The organism is Promicromonospora sp. NPDC019610 (genome assembly GCF_044389365.1).
Lineage (GTDB): Bacteria > Actinomycetota > Actinomycetes > Actinomycetales > Cellulomonadaceae > Promicromonospora.
This window is the reverse complement of the sequence record NZ_JBIRXX010000001.1, coordinates 948,803-967,016: the sequence shown is the minus strand read 5'-3', so window position 1 is coordinate 967,016 and position 18,214 is coordinate 948,803. Positions and strand designations below refer to the sequence as shown.

16 protein-coding genes are annotated in these 18,214 nt (G+C 74.0%); 5 read left to right on the top strand and 11 right to left on the bottom strand.

Going from position 1 to position 18,214, the window contains the following annotated elements; genetic code table 11:
- Positions 1–68 precede the first annotated feature (68 nt).
- The 3 genes from ACH45N_RS04215 to ACH45N_RS04205 form a co-directional block, all read right to left on the bottom strand.
- On the bottom strand, positions 69–428 hold the full coding sequence (locus ACH45N_RS04215; protein ID WP_377228088.1) for an NADH-quinone oxidoreductase subunit A: 360 nt from the start codon (positions 426–428) through the stop codon (positions 69–71).
- 43 nt (positions 429–471) lie between these two features.
- Positions 472–1,764 (bottom strand): geranylgeranyl reductase family protein, encoded by a 1,293-nt coding sequence (locus tag ACH45N_RS04210; RefSeq protein ID WP_397391455.1) that lies wholly within the window; start codon positions 1,762–1,764, stop codon positions 472–474.
- Between the two features lie 191 nt (positions 1,765–1,955).
- Positions 1,956–2,651, bottom strand: coding sequence for a demethylmenaquinone methyltransferase (locus ACH45N_RS04205; protein WP_397391453.1), 696 nt, complete (start codon positions 2,649–2,651; stop codon positions 1,956–1,958).
- Positions 2,652–2,760: 109 nt separating this feature from the next.
- On the opposite strand from ACH45N_RS04205, the gene ACH45N_RS04200 reads away from it, so the two are divergent.
- Positions 2,761–4,242 (top strand): isochorismate synthase MenF, encoded by a 1,482-nt coding sequence (locus ACH45N_RS04200; RefSeq protein WP_397391451.1) that lies wholly within the window; start codon positions 2,761–2,763, stop codon positions 4,240–4,242.
- A gap of 100 nt (positions 4,243–4,342) precedes the next feature.
- Here the strand turns inward: ACH45N_RS04200 and ACH45N_RS04195 are convergent, their stop codons facing one another.
- Together ACH45N_RS04195 and ACH45N_RS04190 are read right to left on the bottom strand one after the other, a co-directional pair.
- Positions 4,343–6,067: a DUF6114 domain-containing protein gene (locus ACH45N_RS04195; RefSeq protein ID WP_397391448.1), complete on the bottom strand. Its 1,725-nt coding sequence runs from the start codon at positions 6,065–6,067 to the stop codon at positions 4,343–4,345.
- Positions 6,058–6,651: a DUF6230 family protein gene (locus tag ACH45N_RS04190; RefSeq protein WP_285100859.1), complete on the bottom strand. Its 594-nt coding sequence runs from the start codon at positions 6,649–6,651 to the stop codon at positions 6,058–6,060. Before ACH45N_RS04190 ends, ACH45N_RS04195 begins: the two co-directional genes overlap by 10 nt.
- Before the next feature lie 128 nt (positions 6,652–6,779).
- Here ACH45N_RS04190 and ACH45N_RS04185 point away from each other — a divergent pair, with 128 nt between their 5' ends.
- Entirely contained in the window at positions 6,780–7,412 is a 633-nt protein-coding gene (locus tag ACH45N_RS04185) for a TetR/AcrR family transcriptional regulator (RefSeq protein ID WP_397391446.1), read from the top strand.
- Between the two features lie 46 nt (positions 7,413–7,458).
- Here ACH45N_RS04185 and ACH45N_RS04180 read toward each other — a convergent pair whose 3' ends face one another.
- The 4 genes from ACH45N_RS04180 to ACH45N_RS04165 all read right to left on the bottom strand — a co-directional run bounded on the left by ACH45N_RS04180 (position 7,459) and on the right by ACH45N_RS04165 (position 12,737).
- Positions 7,459–7,956, bottom strand: coding sequence for a GNAT family N-acetyltransferase (locus ACH45N_RS04180; protein ID WP_397391444.1), 498 nt, complete (start codon positions 7,954–7,956; stop codon positions 7,459–7,461).
- 112 nt (positions 7,957–8,068) lie between these two features.
- The gene (locus tag ACH45N_RS04175) at positions 8,069–9,814 is read right to left on the bottom strand and encodes a trypsin-like peptidase domain-containing protein (RefSeq protein WP_397391442.1); all 1,746 of its coding nucleotides are present in this window, start codon (positions 9,812–9,814) and stop codon (positions 8,069–8,071) included.
- 155 nt (positions 9,815–9,969) lie between these two features.
- Positions 9,970–11,760 (bottom strand): 2-succinyl-5-enolpyruvyl-6-hydroxy-3-cyclohexene-1-carboxylic-acid synthase, encoded by a 1,791-nt coding sequence (gene menD, locus ACH45N_RS04170; RefSeq protein WP_397391440.1) that lies wholly within the window; start codon positions 11,758–11,760, stop codon positions 9,970–9,972.
- Complete coding sequence (locus ACH45N_RS04165) at positions 11,757–12,737, bottom strand: o-succinylbenzoate synthase (RefSeq protein ID WP_397391438.1); 981 nt, start codon at positions 12,735–12,737, stop codon at positions 11,757–11,759. Before ACH45N_RS04165 ends, menD begins: the two co-directional genes overlap by 4 nt.
- A 104-nt stretch (positions 12,738–12,841) precedes the next feature.
- On the opposite strand from ACH45N_RS04165, the gene ACH45N_RS04160 reads away from it, so the two are divergent.
- Complete coding sequence (locus ACH45N_RS04160) at positions 12,842–13,789, top strand: EamA family transporter (protein WP_397393797.1); 948 nt, start codon at positions 12,842–12,844, stop codon at positions 13,787–13,789.
- Positions 13,790–13,802: 13 nt separating this feature from the next.
- On the opposite strand, the gene ACH45N_RS04155 is transcribed toward ACH45N_RS04160, so the two are convergent.
- The gene (locus ACH45N_RS04155; RefSeq protein ID WP_397391436.1) at positions 13,803–14,405 is read right to left on the bottom strand and encodes a gamma carbonic anhydrase family protein; all 603 of its coding nucleotides are present in this window, start codon (positions 14,403–14,405) and stop codon (positions 13,803–13,805) included.
- 68 nt (positions 14,406–14,473) lie between these two features.
- Here ACH45N_RS04155 and ACH45N_RS04150 point away from each other — a divergent pair, with 68 nt between their 5' ends.
- Positions 14,474–15,427, top strand: a complete 954-nt coding sequence (locus tag ACH45N_RS04150) for a 1,4-dihydroxy-2-naphthoyl-CoA synthase (protein WP_397391434.1) — start codon at positions 14,474–14,476, stop codon at positions 15,425–15,427.
- Between the two features lie 161 nt (positions 15,428–15,588).
- On the opposite strand, the gene ACH45N_RS04145 is transcribed toward ACH45N_RS04150, so the two are convergent.
- Complete coding sequence (locus ACH45N_RS04145; protein WP_397391432.1) at positions 15,589–16,668, bottom strand: DUF3048 domain-containing protein; 1,080 nt, start codon at positions 16,666–16,668, stop codon at positions 15,589–15,591.
- Between the two features lie 108 nt (positions 16,669–16,776).
- On the opposite strand from ACH45N_RS04145, the gene ACH45N_RS04140 reads away from it, so the two are divergent.
- Positions 16,777–18,138, top strand: a complete 1,362-nt coding sequence (locus ACH45N_RS04140) for an AMP-binding protein (RefSeq protein WP_397391430.1) — start codon at positions 16,777–16,779, stop codon at positions 18,136–18,138.
- The last annotated feature ends 76 nt before the right edge of the window (positions 18,139–18,214 follow it).

The following is an 18,214-nucleotide window of genomic DNA, read 5'->3' as shown; positions in this document are numbered from 1 at the left end:
CTTGCTGCCGGGCCCCAGCCCGGCGTCGCTGCCCGGCGCCGTCAGGCGCCGCGCGTCCAGTCGCTCTCTCAGACCCAGTCGAAGCCGCCGCGGCGCCACTCGTAGACGAACGGGACGGTGATCAGCGCCAGGAAGCCCAGCATCGCCACCAGCCCGAACGTCGCGAGCGTCGTGAAGTCCACGGCCCACGGGTAGAGGAAGACGACCTCGATGTCGAAGACGATGAATGTCATCGCCACCAGGTAGTACTTGATCGGCAGCCGCCCGCCCCCGACCGCGTGCGGCGTCGGCTCGATGCCGCACTCGTACGAGTCGAGCTTGGCGCGGTTGTACCGCTTGGGGCCGATGATCGCGCTCGCGGCGACCCCGCCGAGCGCCAGGACCGCCCCGATCGCCATGAGGATCAGGATGGGTACGTAGGGATTCATGCTGTGCCCTTCGTGGACGACGTGCCCTTCATGGACGTGATGCTCATGAGCTCGGGACCACCCTGGTCAGGCCGGCGATGACGCGGTCGACCCAGTCGCCGCCGCGCGGCTCGTAGCAGTCGGACAGGAGCTTGAGCGTGAACTGCATGACGACCTTGCGCGGCAGGCCGTACCGCACGCAGACGCGCATGATCTCGGGGTGCTCGATGAGCCGCACGAACCAGCGGCCCAGCGTGTAGTACCCGCCCAGGTCGGCCCGCATGCGCTCCGCGTAGGTGGCGAGCGTGGCCTCGCGGGCGTCGTCCGTGGCGCGGTGGCGAGCCTGGCTGATCGCCTCGGCCGCCACGCGCCCGGCCTGCAGGCCGTAGGCGATGCCCTCGCCGTTGAACGGGCTCACCATGCCGGCGGAGTCGCCGGCCAGGAGCACGCCGTCCGCGTACAGGGGCCCGCGGTTGTAGCCCATGGGCAGGGCCGCGCCGCGGATGGGCCCACGCTCCGGCTCGTGCACCAGGTCCCAGCCCTCGGGCGCGCTCTTGTCGAGCCACGTCTCCATGAGCCGCCGGTAGTCGATGCCGGCCGCGGACTGCCGGGCCGGGGTGGAGGACACGCTGCCGAGGCCGACGTTCACCGTGCCGTCACCGAGCGGGAAGATCCAGCCGTAGCCCGGCAGCAGGGCGCTCCGGCCCGGCTCCCCGTCCCACAGCTCGAGGTGCGACTCCATGAACGGGTCGTCGTGCCGCGGCGTGCGGTAGTAGGCCCGCACCGCGGTGCCCATGGGGCGGTCGTCACGGCGCTCCCGGCCGATGCCGAGCGCGAAGCGCGAGCTGACGCCGTCGGCCGCGACCACCACGGGGGCGCGGAACTCCTTGACGGGGCCCTCCGCGCGGCCGCGGGCGTCGAGCGGCTGGGCGGTGACGCCGACCACGCGGCCGTCGTCGTCGCGCACGGCGCCGGTGACCTTGGTGCGCTCCAGCAGCTTGGCGCCGCTCGCCTGGGCGTGCTGGGCCAGGGTCTGGTCCAGCGTCATGCGGGCGCGGGCCATGCCGTAGCCCGGGTAGGTCGTGAGGTCCGGCCAGTCCAGCTCGTAGGAGCGGCCGCCGCCGTGGACGCGCAGGCCCCGGTTGCGGATCCAGCCGTCCTCCTCGCGGGTGGGCACGCCCATGCGGACGAGCTCGGCCACGGCGCGCGGCGTCAGGCCGTCGCCGCAGATCTTGTCGCGGGGAAACTCGCCCTTTTCCAGCAGCAGCACGTCGAGTCCCGCGGCCGCGCACCAGTGCGCGGTGGACGAGCCGGCCGGACCGGCGCCCACCACGATGACATCCGCGTCGTCGCGCATCACTCTTCGCACGTTCACCCCCGTTGGGAACCCGCTGCCTGGTCGTTGCTGACCTGCTGTGCGGGGTTCGGCAAGGGCTTCCTGACAAGCCCTTGTGAACCCTGTCACAACACCGACACCCTAGCCACACTTAGGGGGGATTGTGTAGGAAGGTTCCCCTTACTTGGGGAGGTCGGGAGCGGTCCTCCGGCTCAGGCCGGGCGCACCGCCCGGTGCAGGGCCACGATGCCGCCCGTCACGTTGCGGTAGGCGGCGTGCTCCCAGCCGGCCTCCAGCATGAGCTTCGCCAGCTCGACCTGGGTGTGCCAGCCGCGGATCGACTCGGCGAGGTAGTCGTAGGAGCCCTTGTCCCGTGTCACGGCGCCGGCCACCACGGGCAGCGCCCGCATCAGGTACTCCTGGTAGACCGTGCGGAACGGGCCCCAGGTCGGGGTGGAGAACTCGCAGATCACGATGCGGCCGCCCGGCCGGACCACGCGGTGCATCTCGCGCAGGGCCGCGAGCGTGTCCACCACGTTGCGCAGGCCGAAGCTGATGGTCACGGCGTCGAACGACTCGTCGGCGAAGGGCAGCCTGGTGGCGTCGCCCGCGACGAACGGCAGGTCCGGACGGCGCCGCTTGCCGACCTGCAGCATGCCGATCGAGAAGTCGGACGGCACCACGAAGGCGCCGTCGGCCGCGAAGGGCTCGCTGCTCGTGCCGGTGCCCGCGGCGAGGTCGAGCACGCGCTCGCCCGGCATCGCGGCGACGGCCTCGACCGTGAGGCGCCGCCAGCGGCGGTCCTGCCCCATCGAGATGAGGTCGTTCGTCAGGTCGTAGCGGGCAGCGATCCCGTCGAACATCGACGCGACCTCGGCCGGCTTCTTCTCCAGGCTCGCACGTGACATGCCGCCATGCTTTCACGCCGCGGGGGCGTGCCGGGGATCGCCGACCGACCGCTGTGACCTCCGTTACCGACGGCGAGCAGCCGCCGCACCCGCGCTTATCCTGAAAGCGATGATCGCTTCACCTTCCGGCGGCACTCCCGGCACACCCACCGGCTCCCCCTCCGGCACCAGCGTGTACGACGGCTGGGCGGTCGAGACACCGCCCGTGTCCGACGAGGCGCCGCCGGGCGCCCCGCACGGCCCGCAGCTCGTGGTCCGCACCGTGGCGACCGACGACCTGCCGGACACCCCGACCGCCCTCGTCGACCGGCTCCCCGACACCCACGCCCTGGCCTGGGTGCGGCACGGCGACGGGCTCGTGGGCTGGGGCGAGGCGCTGCGGTTCGAGACGTTCGGCCCGGGCCGGTTCGCCGACGCCGACGAGGCCTGGCGCCAGGTGCTCGACAACGCCGTGGTGCACGACGACGTCAACCTGCCCGGCAGCGGGCTGGTCGCGTTCGGCAGCTTCGCCTTCGACGACGTCTCCCCCGGCGACGAGTCCGAGGACCCCGCGCGGGCCAGCGGCGTGCTGATCGTGCCGCGCGTCGTCGTCGGCCGCCGGGGCGAGAAGGCCTGGATGACCACGATCTCCCTGGTGGGCGACCGGTCCGCACCCGTGGGCGAGGACCTGCTGTGGGCCTACCCGCACCAGCCCGTGACGGAGCCGGGCCGGGTGGTCCTGGCCGACGGCGCCGTGGGCGCGGCCGACTGGCCTGCCGTGGTCGCCGAGGGGATCGCCCGGATCCAGACCGGCGAGCTGGAGAAGGTGGTGCTCGCCCGCGACGTCGTGGCGACCGCCGAGCACCCGCTCGACACGCGGCACCTGCTGGGCCGCCTGGCGTCCGCCTACGACGCCTGCTGGGCCTTCAGCGTGGACGGCATGGTGGGCGCGACGCCGGAGCTGCTGGTGCGCAGCGAGAAGGGCCTGGTGGCGTCGCGCGTGCTCGCCGGCACGATCCGCCGCGAGCACGGCGTGGCGGACGCCGACGACGCCGACCTGCTGCGCGCCGCTCAGCTCGCCCGGTCCTCGAAGGACCTGGAGGAGCACGAGTTCGCGGTGCGCTCCGTGGCCGCCGCCCTGGAGCCGTTCTGCTCGTCGATGAACGTGCCCGAGGCCCCGTTCGTGCTGCACCTGCCGAACGTCATGCACCTCGCGACGGACGTGACCGGGGTGCTGACCGACCAGCACGCGGGTTCGGGCGCGGTCGCGAGGTCGGGCCGGCCGGCGCCGTCGTCCCTCTCGCTGGCCGCCGCGCTGCACCCGAGCGCCGCCGTCTGCGGCACGCCGACGACCGCCGCGCGCAGCCTGATCCGCGAGATCGAGGGCCTGGACCGCGCGCGGTACGCGGGCCCGGTGGGCTGGGTCGGGGCCGGGGGCGACGGCGAGTGGGGCATCGCCCTGCGGTCGGCGGAGATCTCCGCGACCGACCCGCGCCACATCCGGCTGTTCGCGGGCTGCGGCATCGTCGCGGCGTCCGACCCGGAGGCGGAGCTGGCGGAGTCGGAGGCGAAGCTGGAGCCGATGCGCTACGCCCTGGGCGCCCAGCCCTGACCCACCGCCGCACCCGCCCTCGTCGAGTGCTGGCTAGTTGTTGCCGGATCGGCGTCCGGCCAACAAATACCCAGCACTCAACGAGGGCGGAAGGGGTCGGTCAGGCGTCGCCCGCCCTCGGGCCCTTGCCGATCGGGTGGGTCGGGTCGCCCCAGACCTGCTCGCGGAAGGTGTCCCAGACCTGCAGGTCGGACGTGGCGCCCATGAAGCCCATCCGCGCGTCCGTCGCGGTCAGCAGGATCTCGATGAGCGAGGCGCCCTCGAGCACCTTGGTCGCGACCTCCAGGAGGTCCTGGCCGTCGGGCAGGTTCGCGTGGATCGACGACACGTACATGTGCGCGTTGCCCTCGAGCGACACGAAGTTGGCCCGCGTGTCCGTGCCCGCGACCGTGCCCTCGTCGTACGCGTACGACTTGAGCCAGAACCCGTCGACGACGACCTTGTCGGCCGAGATCTTGATGGCGTCGCGGCGCGAGCCGTCGTTCTTGACCGGCACGTTCGCCAGACCGATCCCGTTGATGCCCGTGAGCGGGATCGTGAGGTCCCGGCTCTCCAGGTCGGCGGGGAGCGAGAAGACGGAGCCGTCCTCCTTGGCGCCGCACTGGCCGGGCAGGTCGATGTTGAGGTCGAACTTGCCGCCGAACGTCACCTTCACGCACGTGCCGAGCTCGGTGTGGAGCGCCTCCTCGATCGTCGCCTGCGGGTCGATCTCGCCGCACGGGTCGCTCGGGGCCTCCTCCGCGGCGTCCGCGGGCACCTCGCCGTCCTGCGTCGGTTCCTGGCACTCGGGCTCGTCGCCCTCGGCCTTGCCGGCGTCGTCACCCGCCTCGCCGGAGCCCGCGTCACCGGAGCCGGCGTCGCCGCCCTCGGCCGGGTCGGTCCCGCCGCCGGTGACGTCGTCGACCACGTCCCCGACCGGGTCCTCGGCCTCGTCGCCGCCCGACTCTGAGGTGCTCGGCGACGGTGTGGGCGAGGCGGACGGTTCCGCGTCCCCGTCGTCGCACGCGCCGAAGACGACGCACCAGAACGAGTCGTCCTGGGTCTCGGCCATCGACGTGGTCGCCGGCAGGCTCATGCCGCCGACCGCCATCGCGCCCGCCACCACGACCGCCGCGGACTTCTGGGACAGGGCCTTCAGCGCGCCGCTCAGCGAGTCCACGCGGGGGATCGACTCGGTCTCGGGGGCGGGCTCGGCGGCGGCCTTCGGCGCCGGCTCGTCCGCCTGCGGGGCGTCGTCGCCCGCGGGCGTCTCGGGCTCGGGCGTCTCGGGCTCGCGCGTCTCGTCCGCGGAGGTCTCGGGCGCGCGCGTCGTGGTCTCGCTCGCCCCGGCCTCAGGCGTTCCGGTCCCGGCCTCGCTCCCGGACTCCGCCTCGTCGGCGCGCTCGGCCGTGCCGGTCCCCGCCGCCTCGGGCGCCCAGGACACGACGATGATGCCGCCGACCACCCCCAGCAGGAACCCGACGATCCAGCCGCCGAGATTGACGCCGGCGATCGAGTAGACGGAGATCGCGAGCGCGATCACGCCGTAGAAGATGCGGTGCACGGGCTGGGCGATCACCAGGATCCCGAGCAGCACCAGGGCGAGCGGCAGGATCGTCGCCTGCGCGCCCTCGACCCCGAACTGCAGCACGACGTTCATGCCGAGCTGGTCCAGCTTGATGGGGCCGGACAGGAGCATCTCCAGGCCCGCGAGCACTACCAGCACGCCCCCGACGAACGGCCGCTGCCTGCGCCAGGGGCGGAAGTCCCTGCGCCAGTCGGCGAACCTCGCGCGCAGTCCGGGGCGGCCGGCGGACGCCGGGCCGTCACCCGGACTCAGAAGCACTCGGTGCCGTCCGTGATCTTGAGGCTGAGGTCCGTCAGCTGGAAGACGGCGGCCTGCGTGCTCCACGACACCTGCTGGAGCCCGTCGATGTCGATCGAGTCGGAGTCCATGGCGAAGTCGCCGGCGTCGCCCTTCTTGGTCGTGTTGACCGTCGAGGCGTCCACGCCGATGCGGATGTTCTTGAAGATCGCGGTACCGGACAGGTCGCTCATGCCGATCTGCAGGTCCGTGGCCTTGGCAGGCTCGTCACCGGTGCCCGCGGAGATCAGCAGGCCCACCTTGCCGAGCGGCGTGTCCTGCACGACCGACTGGCACAGGTTGTAGAGCTGCGCGTCCTTGATGTTCGCGATGGCGGCGGGGTGCTGCGTGCCGTCGGAGGCGGTCGCGACGCCCGCGTACTGCGAGAAGCCGGTGCCCGCGAGCTTGTCGGCGCCGATCTTGAACTGGCTGCCGGAGATGGCGAACGAGACGGGCACTGCGCCCTGTGCAACCCCACCGAGCAGGACGCTGGCGGCAATGGTGACCGGGATGACGGCGAGGGCCACGCGGCCCTTACGCGTCCCCGTGAGCTTGCTGAGCTTCATTGGTGTTCCCCTCATGCCAATGTGAGGACGACGGCATCGTCGTCCCGTCGCGACCGTAGCGCGATTACTGACTCACCGTCAATTGACCCCCTGACGGCGGCGCAAAGCATGCCGGATATGCTCGACTCATGGCAACAGCCCGACGCACGCGCCTCCGCCCGGAGGAACGCCGCAACCAGCTCGTGGCCCTCGGAGTCGCGACCCTCGCGGACCGCCCGTTGGCCGAGGTGACCGTCGAGGAGATCGCCGCCGAAGCCGGTGTCTCGACGGGCCTGGTCTACTACTACTTCGGCTCCAAGAACGGCCTGCACCACGAGATCGTGCGCCGCGCGCGCGACTCGATGCTCCACGCCTCCGAGCCGCAGCCCGAGCTCCCGCCCGCCGACCGCCTGGCCAACACGCTGACCCGGCTCGTCGAGTACGTCCGGGAGCACGGCCCCACCTTCTACTCGCTCGTGCGCGGCGCGGCCAGCGGCGACGAGGAGGTCCGCGCGGTGATCGAGGACGCGCGGCGCCAGCAGACCGAGCGCGCCCTCGCCGTCCTCCTGGAGCTGGGCGTGCCGGAGACCGAGCTGCTGCGCATCGCGGTCCGCTCCTGGGTCGCGCTCGCCGAGCAGGCCCTGGTCGACGGTGGCATCAACTCCGACCTCGCCGACGACGAGCTGGTCGGCTACCTCGAGCGCAGCCTGGGCGGCGTCGTCGCCGCCGTGGTGCCGGGTGCCGCCGAGGCGCTGTTCGGGGCGACGAAGGCCAAGGCCTGAGTCGGGCCCCTGGCCGGCCGGCCCGGGCCCGACCCTGACCGGCAGGTCAGAGGGGCTTGACCATCAGCAGGCACGGGTCGCCCGCCCAGAGGTCGGGGAACTCCTCGACCGGGTGGAAGCCGCAGGCGCCGTAGAAGGCGCGGGTCTGGTCGAAACCGGGGTCGTGCGCCGAGGGTCCCAGCGTCTTGACGCTGAGCAGGCGCACGCCCTGGCCGCGCAGGTCGTCCTCGACGCGGGCCACGAGGTCGCGCCCGATGCCGGCGCGGTGGTGCTTGCGCCGGACGGCGAGCAGATGCACCTCGGCCGACGTCGGGTAGCGCTGGTCCAGGAGCAGCACGCCGAGCACGTCGTCGGCCGGGACCGCGCCGCCGTCCGCCCCGACGGAGGGCGAGGCGACCGCGAGGTAGTTGGGGAACCGGGCCGCCGCATCGACATACTCGTGCGTGAACCGGTCGATGCCGAACCATTCGGGCAGCTCCTCGAGGATGTCGTGCGCGGCATCCGCCCTGCCGAGAGTCCTGATCACGGTGTACGTCCCAGACACGCGGACCAACCTAAACCGGTCGGGCCAAGTTCACCCGCTGAACGCGAATACGCGTCAGACCCCCAGGTCACCTCCGTGATCCGAGGGTCTGACGCGCGTCCTCCGGGGCCGGTCAGCCCTGGTTGTTGAAGAAGTCCTGGAGCCAGTCCGGGATGTTGTTCGGGTTGGTCTGGTCGGAGCCGGAGCCGTCCTGCTGGCCGGGCAGCTGCCCCTGCTGGTCCTGCTGGTTCTGGTCCTGCGAGTCCTGGGTCGCGGACTCCTCCTTCACCGCGAGCGTCACCGTGACCTCCTCCGTCTTGCCGTCGCGGACGAGGGTCAGCACCGACTTGTCGCCGGCCGCCTTCTCCCGCACGAACGCCGTGAGCGACTCCGGCCCGTTGACCGGGTCGCCGTCGATCGCGACGATCACGTCGCCCTGCTGGATCCCGGCCTTGCCGGCCGGCGAGTCGGCGACGACGTCCTCGACGCCCGCGCCACGGCGGGTCACGCCGTCGGCCGTCGCGGTGGCGTCCGACATCGAGACCCCGAGGAACGCGTGCTCCGCGGTGCCGTTCTCCTTGAGCTGGTCGCCGATCTGCGTGGCCAGGTTCGCCGGGATGGCGAAGCCCAGGCCGATCGAGCCGGAGCTGCTGGACGTGCCGCCGCCACCGCTGGACAGCGTCGCGATCGAGGACGTGATGCCGATGACCTCGCCCGACGCGTTGAACAGCGGTCCACCCGAGTTACCGGGGTTCACCGCGGCGTCGATCTGGATCGCGTTGGTGACCACCTGGTCGGACCCGTCCTCGGCGCTGGCCGTGACCGGGCGGTCCAGGGCGGACACGATGCCGGTCGTGGCGGTGTTCGCCAGGCCCAGCGGGTTGCCGAGCGCCATCACGGGCTCGCCCACCACCACGTCGTCCGAGTCGGCGAACTTCGCCGGCTTCAGGTCCGACGGCGGGTCGTTCAGCTGCACGACGGCGAGGTCCGTGGTCGGGTCGGTGCCGACGATCTTGGCCTCGTACACGCTGCCGTCGCTCAGGGTGACCTGCACGGTCTGCGCGCCCGAGACCACGTGGTTGTTGGTCAGGACCCGGCCGTCGGAGTCCAGCACGACGCCGGACCCCTCCGCGCCGCCCGCCTGGCTCTCGACCTGGATCGACACCACGGACTCCTGCACCGCGGAGGTGACCGCGGTCCAGTCCGGGTTCTCGACGGTCGAGCTCTTCACGGGGACGGTCTGGTTGTTCGTCTGCCCGACGTCGGCGAGGGAGGCCGCGCCGTCCGAGCCGTTGGTGAGCGAGATGGCACCGGCCGTGCCCAGGCTCGCCAGCAGCGCGGCGGCCGCGGCGGCGCTGACCACGGGGACCCAGGTGCGGTTCCGCGGGCGCGGCTCGGCGGTCGCGGTGGCGGGGGCCGCGTAGGGGTTGACGTACGACGACGACGGCGGCGGGCCGGCGGGGGACACGGTCTGCACGGGGGTGGTGTGGTGCTGGGCGGGGGCGTGCTGGGCCGGTGCGTGCTGGGCCGGGGTGTGCTGGGCGGGGGCGTGCTGGGCGGGGGCCGGCTGGGCCGGCGCCGGTGCGTGCTGCGCCGGGACCTGCTGCGTGGGGGCCGGCTGCGGGGCCGGGGCCGGCTGCGGGGCCGGGGCCTGCGCCCGCTCGTGCTGGGCCGGCGTCATGCCCGCGGGCGTCGCGCCCTGAGGCGTTGCACCCTGAGGCGGCGCGGGGACGGGCGCCGTCGACTGCGCAGGGGTCGGGGACTGCTCGGTGCCCGCGTCGTGGGCGGGTGCCGGGCCGGCGACCGGCAGCTGCTGGGTCGGCTGCGGCTCGGACGGCTGCTGGTCCGGCTGCGGAGTGGTGCTGTTCTGCTCGGTCATCGTGACCCTCCTTGAAGTCAGAACCAGTTGACACCCCGTTCCTTGTCCCACCCTTAAACGAGTCTGTGAGTTCCCTGCGTATCCCGAGACCCCGCTGAGTGCGGGCTATTTGCGCTTCCGGAGGGCTCGGAAGCGCAAATAGCCCGCACTCACGATCAGACGGCGAGGGTTGCGGCCTCCTGGACCATCGTCGCCAGCGCGCGCGACTCCGTCAGGCGGTCGCCGCGCGGCACGCGCACCTCGATGACCTGGATGCCGTGGCTGGGCGCCTGGAGCGCGTGCCGGAGGGTCGGCACGTCCTTGACGAGCTGGTGGTCCACGCCGTACCCCGCGCAGAGCTGCGCCAGGTTCGCCCCGTGCGGCGTGCCGAACACCCGCTCGAACGTGGCGCCCGCGGCGTCCCCGGTCGCGGCGAGCGCCCCGTGCTCCAGGGTCGCGAAGATCGAGCCGCCGTCGTCGTTCACCACCACGATCTCCAGGTCGACCTGGTGCTCGTCGGGACCGCGCAGCAGGCCGCCGACGTCGTGCAGGAACGTGAGGTCGCCCAGGAGGGCGCGCGTGCGCAGGCCGCGGCGGGCCGCGGCGAGGGCGACGCCGGCCGCCGTCGAGACGGTGCCGTCGATGCCCGCGAGGCCGCGGTTGGCGAGGACGGCGGGGCCGGGGCCGTCGAGGCCGAGCACCAGCTCCAGGTCCCGCACGGGGTTCGAGGAACCGACCACAAGGAGGTCGGCGGGGCCGAGGACCCGGGCCACGGCGCGCGCCACGGAGAGCGCGGTCGGACCGCCGAGCACCGCGTCGTCGGAGGTCACCTGGTCCAGGACGCGCGCGGCGGTGGCGCCCGCCGTCCGCCAGCGCTCCAGGAACGGGGTGGGCCGCTCGGCGGCCGGCTCGAACCAGACGGGCGCCAGGCCCGGCAGCACGACGGCGGCGTTGCGGGCGGCGTCGGGCCAGGGACCCGCGCCCGGCGCGACGACGGTGACCGCCACGGACGGGCGGCTCAGCAGCCGCTGCACCGGTCGCGACAGCGTGGGGCGGCCGAGCACCACCGCCTGCTCGATGCCGTCGGCGAGCCCGTCGGAGCCGAGCAGCAGCCGGTACCCGGCGATCGCGTGGGTGCCGCCCGTGGCGCCCGACGACGGCTCCGCGAACAGCGGCCAGCCCTGCGCCTCGGCGAGCTGCCGCGCCTCGGCTCCGGCGCCGTCGCCCGCGACGACGACGGTGCGCGCCGGGTCGCCGGGCAGGGCCGGCGAGCCGAAGTGCTGCAGCACGGCGGGCACGACGAGCGGCGGGTCGGGCTGGCGGTACCCCTCCTGCGCGGTGTCCGCGGGCGGTCCGGGCAGCGGGGCCGACGGCGTCAGCGGGTCCCGGAAGGCGAGGTTGAGGTGCACCGGCCCCGGGTGTCCGGAGCGGAACCCGAGCGCGGCGCTGACCGCGCGGGCGGTGACGCTCCGCAGGTCGCGGGCCGCCTCGGCGTCGAGTCCCGACCCGCCGGCCGGGTCGTCCGGGCCGGACGCGCCCGCCGGCGCCGGGACGTCCACGGCGTAGCGCACCGCGGAGCCGAAGATGCCGACCTGGTCGGTGGTCTGCGACGCGCCGGTGCCGCGCAGCTCGTGCGGCCGGTCGGCGGTGAGCAAGACGAGCGGCAGGCCCGTGTGGCTCGCCTCCAGCACGGCCGGGTGCAGGTTCGCGACGGCGGTGCCCGACGTCGTGACGACGGCGACCGGCGCACCCTCCGAACCCTTGGACAGGCCGAGCGCGAGGAACCCGGCGTCGCGCTCGTCGATCCGGACGTGCAGCGTGAGCCGGCCGGCGTCGGCGGCCTCGGCCACGGCATAGGCCAGGGGGGCGCTGCGCGAACCGGGCGCGAGCACGACGTCCTGCACACCCCGGGTGACCAGGTCGGCGACGAGGGCTCGGGCGGCGGCCACGGCGGGCGGGATGGTCATGCGTCCTCCAGGATCCGGGTCAGGCGGTGGTACCGGGCGAGCCAGCGGGCTCTCGTCGGGCCGTCGGCGGGCGTGGCCGCGAGCGCCTCGGGTGACGGTTCCGGGCGGCGCACGGGGAGCGCGCCGTCGACGGGCAGCAGGGGCTCGGCGACGACGTCGTGCGCCAGGAGCTGGGACGTCGCGAGCCCGCAGGCGTACGGCAGCTCGGGGAGCGCGGCGGCCAGCGCGACGCCGGCGGCGAGACCCACCGAGCTCTCCAGCGCGGACGAGACGACGACGGGCAGGCCGACCTGCTCGGCGAGGTCGAGGCAGGCGCGGACGCCGCCGAGGGGCTGGACCTTGAGGACCACGATGTCGGCGGCCTCCTGGCGCACCACGCGCATCGGGTCGGACGCGCGGCGGATCGACTCGTCGGCCGCGACGGGCACGTCCTGCTTGCGGCGCACCAGGGCGAGCTCGTCGACGTCGGCGCAGGGCTGCTCGACGTACTCCAGCCCCCCGGCGGCGCGGTCGATCTCGGCGAGGTGGGCCAGTGCCTCGTCCGGGGTCCAGGCGGCGTTGGCGTCGACCCGGATCGCGCCGTCGGGCCCGAGGGCGTCCCGGACGGCGGCGACCCGCTCGATCTCGGCACCCACGGGCTCGAGCGTGCCGTCGGGGCCGCGCTGGGCGACCTTGACCTTGGCGGTGCGGCAGCCGCCGGACGCGAGCACGATCGCGCGCGCCCGCTCGGGTCCGACGGCGGGGACGGTCACGTTGACCGGCACGGTCCGCCGCACCGGCTCGGGCCAGCCGGTGAGGGCGGCCTCGTGCGCGGCGCGCAGCCAGGTGGCGGACTCCTCGTCGTCGTAGTCCCAGAACGGGGACAGCTCGCCCCAGCCGGCGGGGCCGTGGAGCAGCACGCCGTCGCGCACGTCGATCCCGCGAAAGCGGGTCCGCAGGGGCGTGGACCAGACGACGGGTTCACCGATCAGCAGCACGCCCCCAGGCTATCGACCCGGGTAGCTGCCCGGGTCGCGTTCGGCTGCGGCCAAATGATGTGTTGCCCGGCGGCGTGGTCGTCGATACTCCACGTGTGTCCCCCATGAACGACGACGGCTATCGACGCGGCCCGGCCGCTCGGACGTCGCTGACCGCTCTGGTGGGGCGTGGCCTCGGCGGGGTCCCGCCGACGGCTCTCGTCCTGCTCGGCATCGTCAGCGTCCAGCTCGGCTCCGCGCTGGCCAAGCAGCTGTTCGGCGAGGTGGGCAGCTTCGGGACGGTCGCGCTGCGCCTGTTCTTCGCCGCGGCGATCCTGCTGCTCCTGTGGCGGCCGTCCCTGCGGCTGACTCGTCGGACGTGGACCGTGGTGGCGGCCTACGGCCTGACCCTCGGCCTGATGAACCTGTGCTTCTACCTGGCGCTGGACCGGCTCCCGCTGGGGATCGCGGTCACCGTCGAGTTCCTCGGGCCGCTCGCGGTGGCCCTGATCGGGTCGAGGCGGTGGCTGGACGCGCTCTGGGCGGTGCTCGCAGCAGCCGGCGTGGTCCTGCTCATGGGTGGTGGCGGCGACGTGAACCTCGTCGGCCTGCTGTTCGCCCTCGGCGCCGGGGTGTGCTGGGGCCTGTACATCGTGGTCAGTGCGGCGCTCGGCCGTCACACCACGGAGGGCAACGGCCTGGCCCTGGGCATGCTCGTCGCGGCGGTGGTCGCGGTTCCCGCCGGCGTGGCCGACAGCGGTGCGGCGCTGGTCCAACCGTGGGTCCTGGTCGCGGGGCTCGGTCTCGCCCTGTTGTCGTCGGTGGTCCCGTACTCGCTCGACCTGGAGGCGCTGCGCACGATGCCGCCGCGCGTCTTCGGCATCCTGATGAGCCTCGAACCGGCCATGGCGGCTCTCATCGGCCTCGTCGTGCTCGGCGAGCTGCTGCACTGGTCGCAGTGGTTCGCGGTGCTGTGCGTCGTCATCGCGTCGGTGGGGGCGACGCGCGGCGCGCGGCCCAAGGTCCGGTCGGAGGACCTCGCGCCGGCACGGCGCCCGGAGCGCCCGAGCTAGACCGCCCCCGCCGCTACGTGGTCCCGTCGACCGGCGCATCGTCGCGGTGCGCGCCGTAGTAGTCCGACTGCGCGCGCATGAGCTCGCGCATCGAGACGTCCCGGCCCACCCCGTACACCGTGCCGACGAAGTCGAGCTCTCGCTGGATCGCCCAGATCTCCTCGTGCCTGTCCGGCGGCAGGATCGTCGCGGGGTCACCCACGGCGACCCAGCCGATCGGCACGACCTCTCCCGGGGCGAGGACGGTGTTGACCTGCACGACCCCGTGGATGCGCACCTCGGCGCCGGCCCCGATGACGCTGCCGGGGAACAGCGCGGCGCCCGTCGCGACGAACGCCTCCTCCTCGACGCGGGCGCCGTTGACGTGCGCGTGCGGGCCGATCAGCACCGCGGGCCCGATCTCGGCGGGATGCTCCCGGCGGCCGCGGACCAGCGCGTTCTCCATGACCACGGTGTCCTCGCCGATGACGACGACGCCGTCCTCGGCCGTGAGGACCGCGCCGTGCAGGATCCTGGCCCCTGCGGCGATCCGGACGTCGCCCACGAGGGTCGCCGACGGGGCGACGTAGGCCGACGGATCGATCGACGGTTCGAGACCGCGATGACGAACGAGCATGTGGGGCTCCTCTCCTCGCCGCCACCCTAGGTGCCGACACCCACACGGGCCGAACTAGGCTGGCCCGTGTGAGCACGAGCACCGATCTTCCCCGCCAGGTCTCCGAGACGTTCGACCCGCAGCGCTGGCGCACGGTCACCGGGTTCGAGGACCTGACCGACCTCACGTACCACCGGGGCGTCGACCGCAGCGGCCCCGAGCCGCGCGACCTGCCCGTGGTGCGCGTCGCGTTCGACCGCCCCGAGGTGCGCAACGCGTTCCGCCCGCACACCGTGGACGAGCTGTACCGGGTCATGGACCACGCCCGGATGACGTCCGACGTCGGCACCGTGCTGCTGACCGGCAACGGCCCCTCCCCCAAGGACGGCGGCTGGGCGTTCTGCAGCGGCGGCGACCAGCGCATCCGTGGGCGCGACGGCTACCGCTACGCCGAGGGGGAGAACGCCGACTCGATCGACCCCGCCAAGGCCGGCCGCCTGCACATCCTGGAGGTGCAGCGCCTCATGCGGACCATGCCCAAGGTGGTGGTCGCGGTCGTGGACGGCTGGGCCGCCGGCGGCGGGCACTCGCTGCACGTCGTCGCCGACCTGACGGTCGCCTGCCGGGAGCACGGCAGGTTCAAGCAGACCGACGCCGACGTCGGCTCGTTCGACGCCGGCTACGGCTCCGCCTACTTCGCCCGCCAGCTCGGGCAGAAGCGGGCGCGCGAGGTGTTCTTCCTGGCCCGCGAGTACTCCGCCGACGACGCCGAGCGCTGGGGCTCCGTCAACGAGGTCGCCGCCCACGAGGACCTGGAGGGGCTGGCGCTGGAGTACGCGCGCATCATCGCCGGCAAGTCGCCGCAGGCCATCCGGATGCTGAAGTTCGCGTTCAACGCCGCCGACGACGGCATCGCCGGCCAGCAGGTGTTCGCCGGCGAGGCGACGCGGCTGGCGTACATGACGGACGAGGCGGTCGAGGGCAAGGAGGCGTTCCTGGAGCGCCGCGACCCGGACTGGTCGGCGTTCCCCTACTACTACTGACCAACTGACTGACTCGGCAGACACGATGCGCCGAGTCAGGTGGGTGGTCCGACCACCTGGCTGACTCGGCAAGGTGGGATCACTGGGTCAGGTGGGTGGTCCGGCCACGCTTTCCGCCGTCGCCGTGCGGGAAGAATACCCGGGCCGGCGGCGGCTCCGGATCACTCCACCTGCCAGCTCCCCTTGCCCTTCGGGACGAGCTCGATCCAGGTGTTGCCCGGGTCCAGCAGCACGTGCTCGCCGTCGCCCGTCCGCAGCACGATCGGCGAGTTCAGGTCCTTCTTGGACCACGTCACGGAGAGGCCACGCCCCATCGAGAGCAGCGTGCCCTTGCCGCTGCGTCCGGCGAGCCGGTGCTCCGGCACGGGCGCCCCGGCCGGGTCACGCCACTTGGTGTTGAACACCTCGGTGGAGAGCACCAGGACGTTCCGCGCGGCGTGCCGGCGGCCGTCGGCGGCGACGGACGGCGCGGAGCCCTCGCTGCGCAGGTACTTCCGGTTGTCCCCGTCCCACGTCCAGACGGTGCGCTGCAGCGTGGACAGGCGCACGTCGACCGAGCGGGCGACCTTGCCGTCCTGCGGCGCCGAGCCCTGGCCGACCTTGCGTGCGTACTCGAACTGGGCGGGCGGCGGGCTCGTCCGGCCGCCGTCGGCCTGCTCGACCCAGGTCGGCACGTGGCCGATCACGTTGTGCGGCGCGGCCCGGCCGGGGTCGCGCCGGAAGCCGGGGGCACCCTTGTCCATGATGACCGTCTGGGTGCCCGCCCGCTGCGCCGCGGCGATGAACGGCCCCTGCCCGCCGGAGAACGCCAGGATCCCGTCGAGCGGCGCCACGATCGCGGCGTCCATCGGGCGGATGGAGCGCACCGGCTCCACGGCGTCCGGGAGGTTCGAGTGGTAGGTCGCGACGAAGCGGGTGATGCCGCCCTCGACGACCTCCTCCCACACGATGTCGGCCTCCACCAGGCCGCTCTGCGGCCGGGCCGCGGTCGCGTTCTCGATCTTCACCGACACCGCGGGACGGTGCGCGATCTTCTCGGTCCGCACGCCCGTGAGCGGCCACACCAGCGGCACCTCGGGCTCGGGCGGCCCGCCCCGGTCGCCCTCGACCGAGGCCGCCACCGTGGTGGTGGGGGTCGCCTGCGCCTCTGCGGGGCGGCCGCCGTCGCATCCGGTCAGCCCGACCGCCAGCACCATGGCCGCACCCGTGGCACGGACCGCCGTCCTCCAACGCGTGGTCATCGATACTCCTCCGCGAGCGTTCGGTGCCGAGCCCCGAGGGGTCCGTGTGGCGCACACCTTACAGATCCGGGCGGCGCCCGGCCCCTCGAGCGCGTCTACGCTCAGGAGGTGACCCTGACCGACCCCGCGGGCGCCGTGGTGCGCGCCGTCCGGGACGCCCTCGACGGCGGTGCCGTCTACGCCCCGCAGCCCCGCCTGTCCGACGCCTCCGTGCCGCCCGGGACCGCGCTCGTGCTCCGGACCTCCGGTTCCACGGGAAACCCCCGCGAGGTCGCGCTGAGCGCGGCGGCCCTGCGTGCCTCGGCCGAGGCCACCCACGACCGGCTCGGCGGACCCGGCCGCTGGCTGCTCGTGCTGCCGCCCACCCACGTCGCGGGCGTCCAGGTCGTCAACCGGGCGGTCGTGGCGGGGACCGACGTGCGCGTGGGCGACCTGAGCCCCTTCACGCCCGGCGCGTTCGCCGCCCTCGCGCGCGACTTCCTCGACTTCGCGGGGGCTGACGTAGGCGGCCGCGCCTACGTCTCGATCGTCCCCACCCAGCTGCACCGGCTCGTCGCCGCGGCCGACGGCGGGAGCGGGGACGGGACGGGGACCGGGGACGACGACGGCGGCGCCGGCCTCGCGGCGCTCGCACGGTTCGACGCCGTGCTGGTCGGCGGCGCCGCGACCCCCGCCCCGCTCCTGGCCCGCGCGCGGGCCGCCGGGGTCCGCGCCGTGACGACCTACGGCATGTCCGAGACGAGCGGCGGCTGCGTGTACGACGGCGTCCCGCTGGCAGGCGTGCGGGTGCGGGTGGTCGCGGCCGGGAGCCCCGACGGCGCGGCCGCCGAAGCCGTCGGCCCGGGCGACGCCGGCGACACGACCTCCGGCGCACCGACCACGACCGGCGTCGTCGAGCTGTCCGGCCCCGTGCTCGCCGAGGGCTACGTGGGCGACCCCGACGCGACGGCCGCCGCCTTCCGCACCGACCCCGACGGCACCCGCTGGTTCCGCACCTCCGACCTGGGCCGCCTCGACGACGGCCGCCTCACGATCCTCGGCCGGGCGGACGACGTGATCCTCACCGGCGGGGTCAACGTCGCCCCGGCCGCCGTCGAGGACGCGATCGCCGGGCACCTGGCCGAGCGGGGCACGCCGGGCGAGGCGTGCGTCGTCGGGGTGCCGGACGACGAGTGGGGCCAGGCCGTGGTCGCCGTCCTCGCCCTGTCGGGCCATCCGCCCGCCGCCGGCGCACCGGAGAGCTCGCCCGCCGTCGGCGCACCCGAGAACCTGGCCGACGCCGACGGCGAGCTGCTCGCCGAGCTCCGCACCGCCGTCGGCGGGCTGCTCGGGGCGCCGGCGGCGCCGCGCCGCGTGTACGTGACCCCGGCCCTGCCGACCCGGGGCCCGGGCAAGGTGGACCGCCGGGCGGTGCGCGACGCCGTCGTGCGGGCCGAGCGAAATCCGGGCCGGGAACCCGTGCGACCATGACTTCGTTCCTCCGCCAGGACCGGGCCCCGGCCCGGTGCCGCTGTGGCGAGGACACAGGCACACCCCACGAACGAAG

Bases quoted from the DNA above. Each gene is read 5' to 3' on its own strand.
- ACH45N_RS04215 (WP_377228088.1), bottom strand. From the start codon at position 428: ATGAATCCCTACGTACCCATCCTGATCCTCATGGCGATCGGGGCGGTC.
- ACH45N_RS04210 (WP_397391455.1), bottom strand. From the start codon at position 1,764: ATGCGCGACGACGCGGATGTCATCGTGGTGGGCGCCGGTCCGGCCGGC.
- ACH45N_RS04205 (WP_397391453.1), bottom strand. From the start codon at position 2,651: ATGTCACGTGCGAGCCTGGAGAAGAAGCCGGCCGAGGTCGCGTCGATG.
- ACH45N_RS04200 (WP_397391451.1), top strand. From the start codon at position 2,761: ATGATCGCTTCACCTTCCGGCGGCACTCCCGGCACACCCACCGGCTCC.
- ACH45N_RS04190 (WP_285100859.1), bottom strand. From the start codon at position 6,651: ATGAAGCTCAGCAAGCTCACGGGGACGCGTAAGGGCCGCGTGGCCCTC.
- ACH45N_RS04185 (WP_397391446.1), top strand. From the start codon at position 6,780: ATGGCAACAGCCCGACGCACGCGCCTCCGCCCGGAGGAACGCCGCAAC.
- ACH45N_RS04175 (WP_397391442.1), bottom strand. From the start codon at position 9,814: ATGACCGAGCAGAACAGCACCACTCCGCAGCCGGACCAGCAGCCGTCC.
- menD (WP_397391440.1), bottom strand. From the start codon at position 11,760: ATGACCATCCCGCCCGCCGTGGCCGCCGCCCGAGCCCTCGTCGCCGAC.
- ACH45N_RS04160 (WP_397393797.1), top strand. From the start codon at position 12,842: ATGAACGACGACGGCTATCGACGCGGCCCGGCCGCTCGGACGTCGCTG.
- ACH45N_RS04155 (WP_397391436.1), bottom strand. From the start codon at position 14,405: ATGCTCGTTCGTCATCGCGGTCTCGAACCGTCGATCGATCCGTCGGCC.
- ACH45N_RS04145 (WP_397391432.1), bottom strand. From the start codon at position 16,668: ATGACCACGCGTTGGAGGACGGCGGTCCGTGCCACGGGTGCGGCCATG.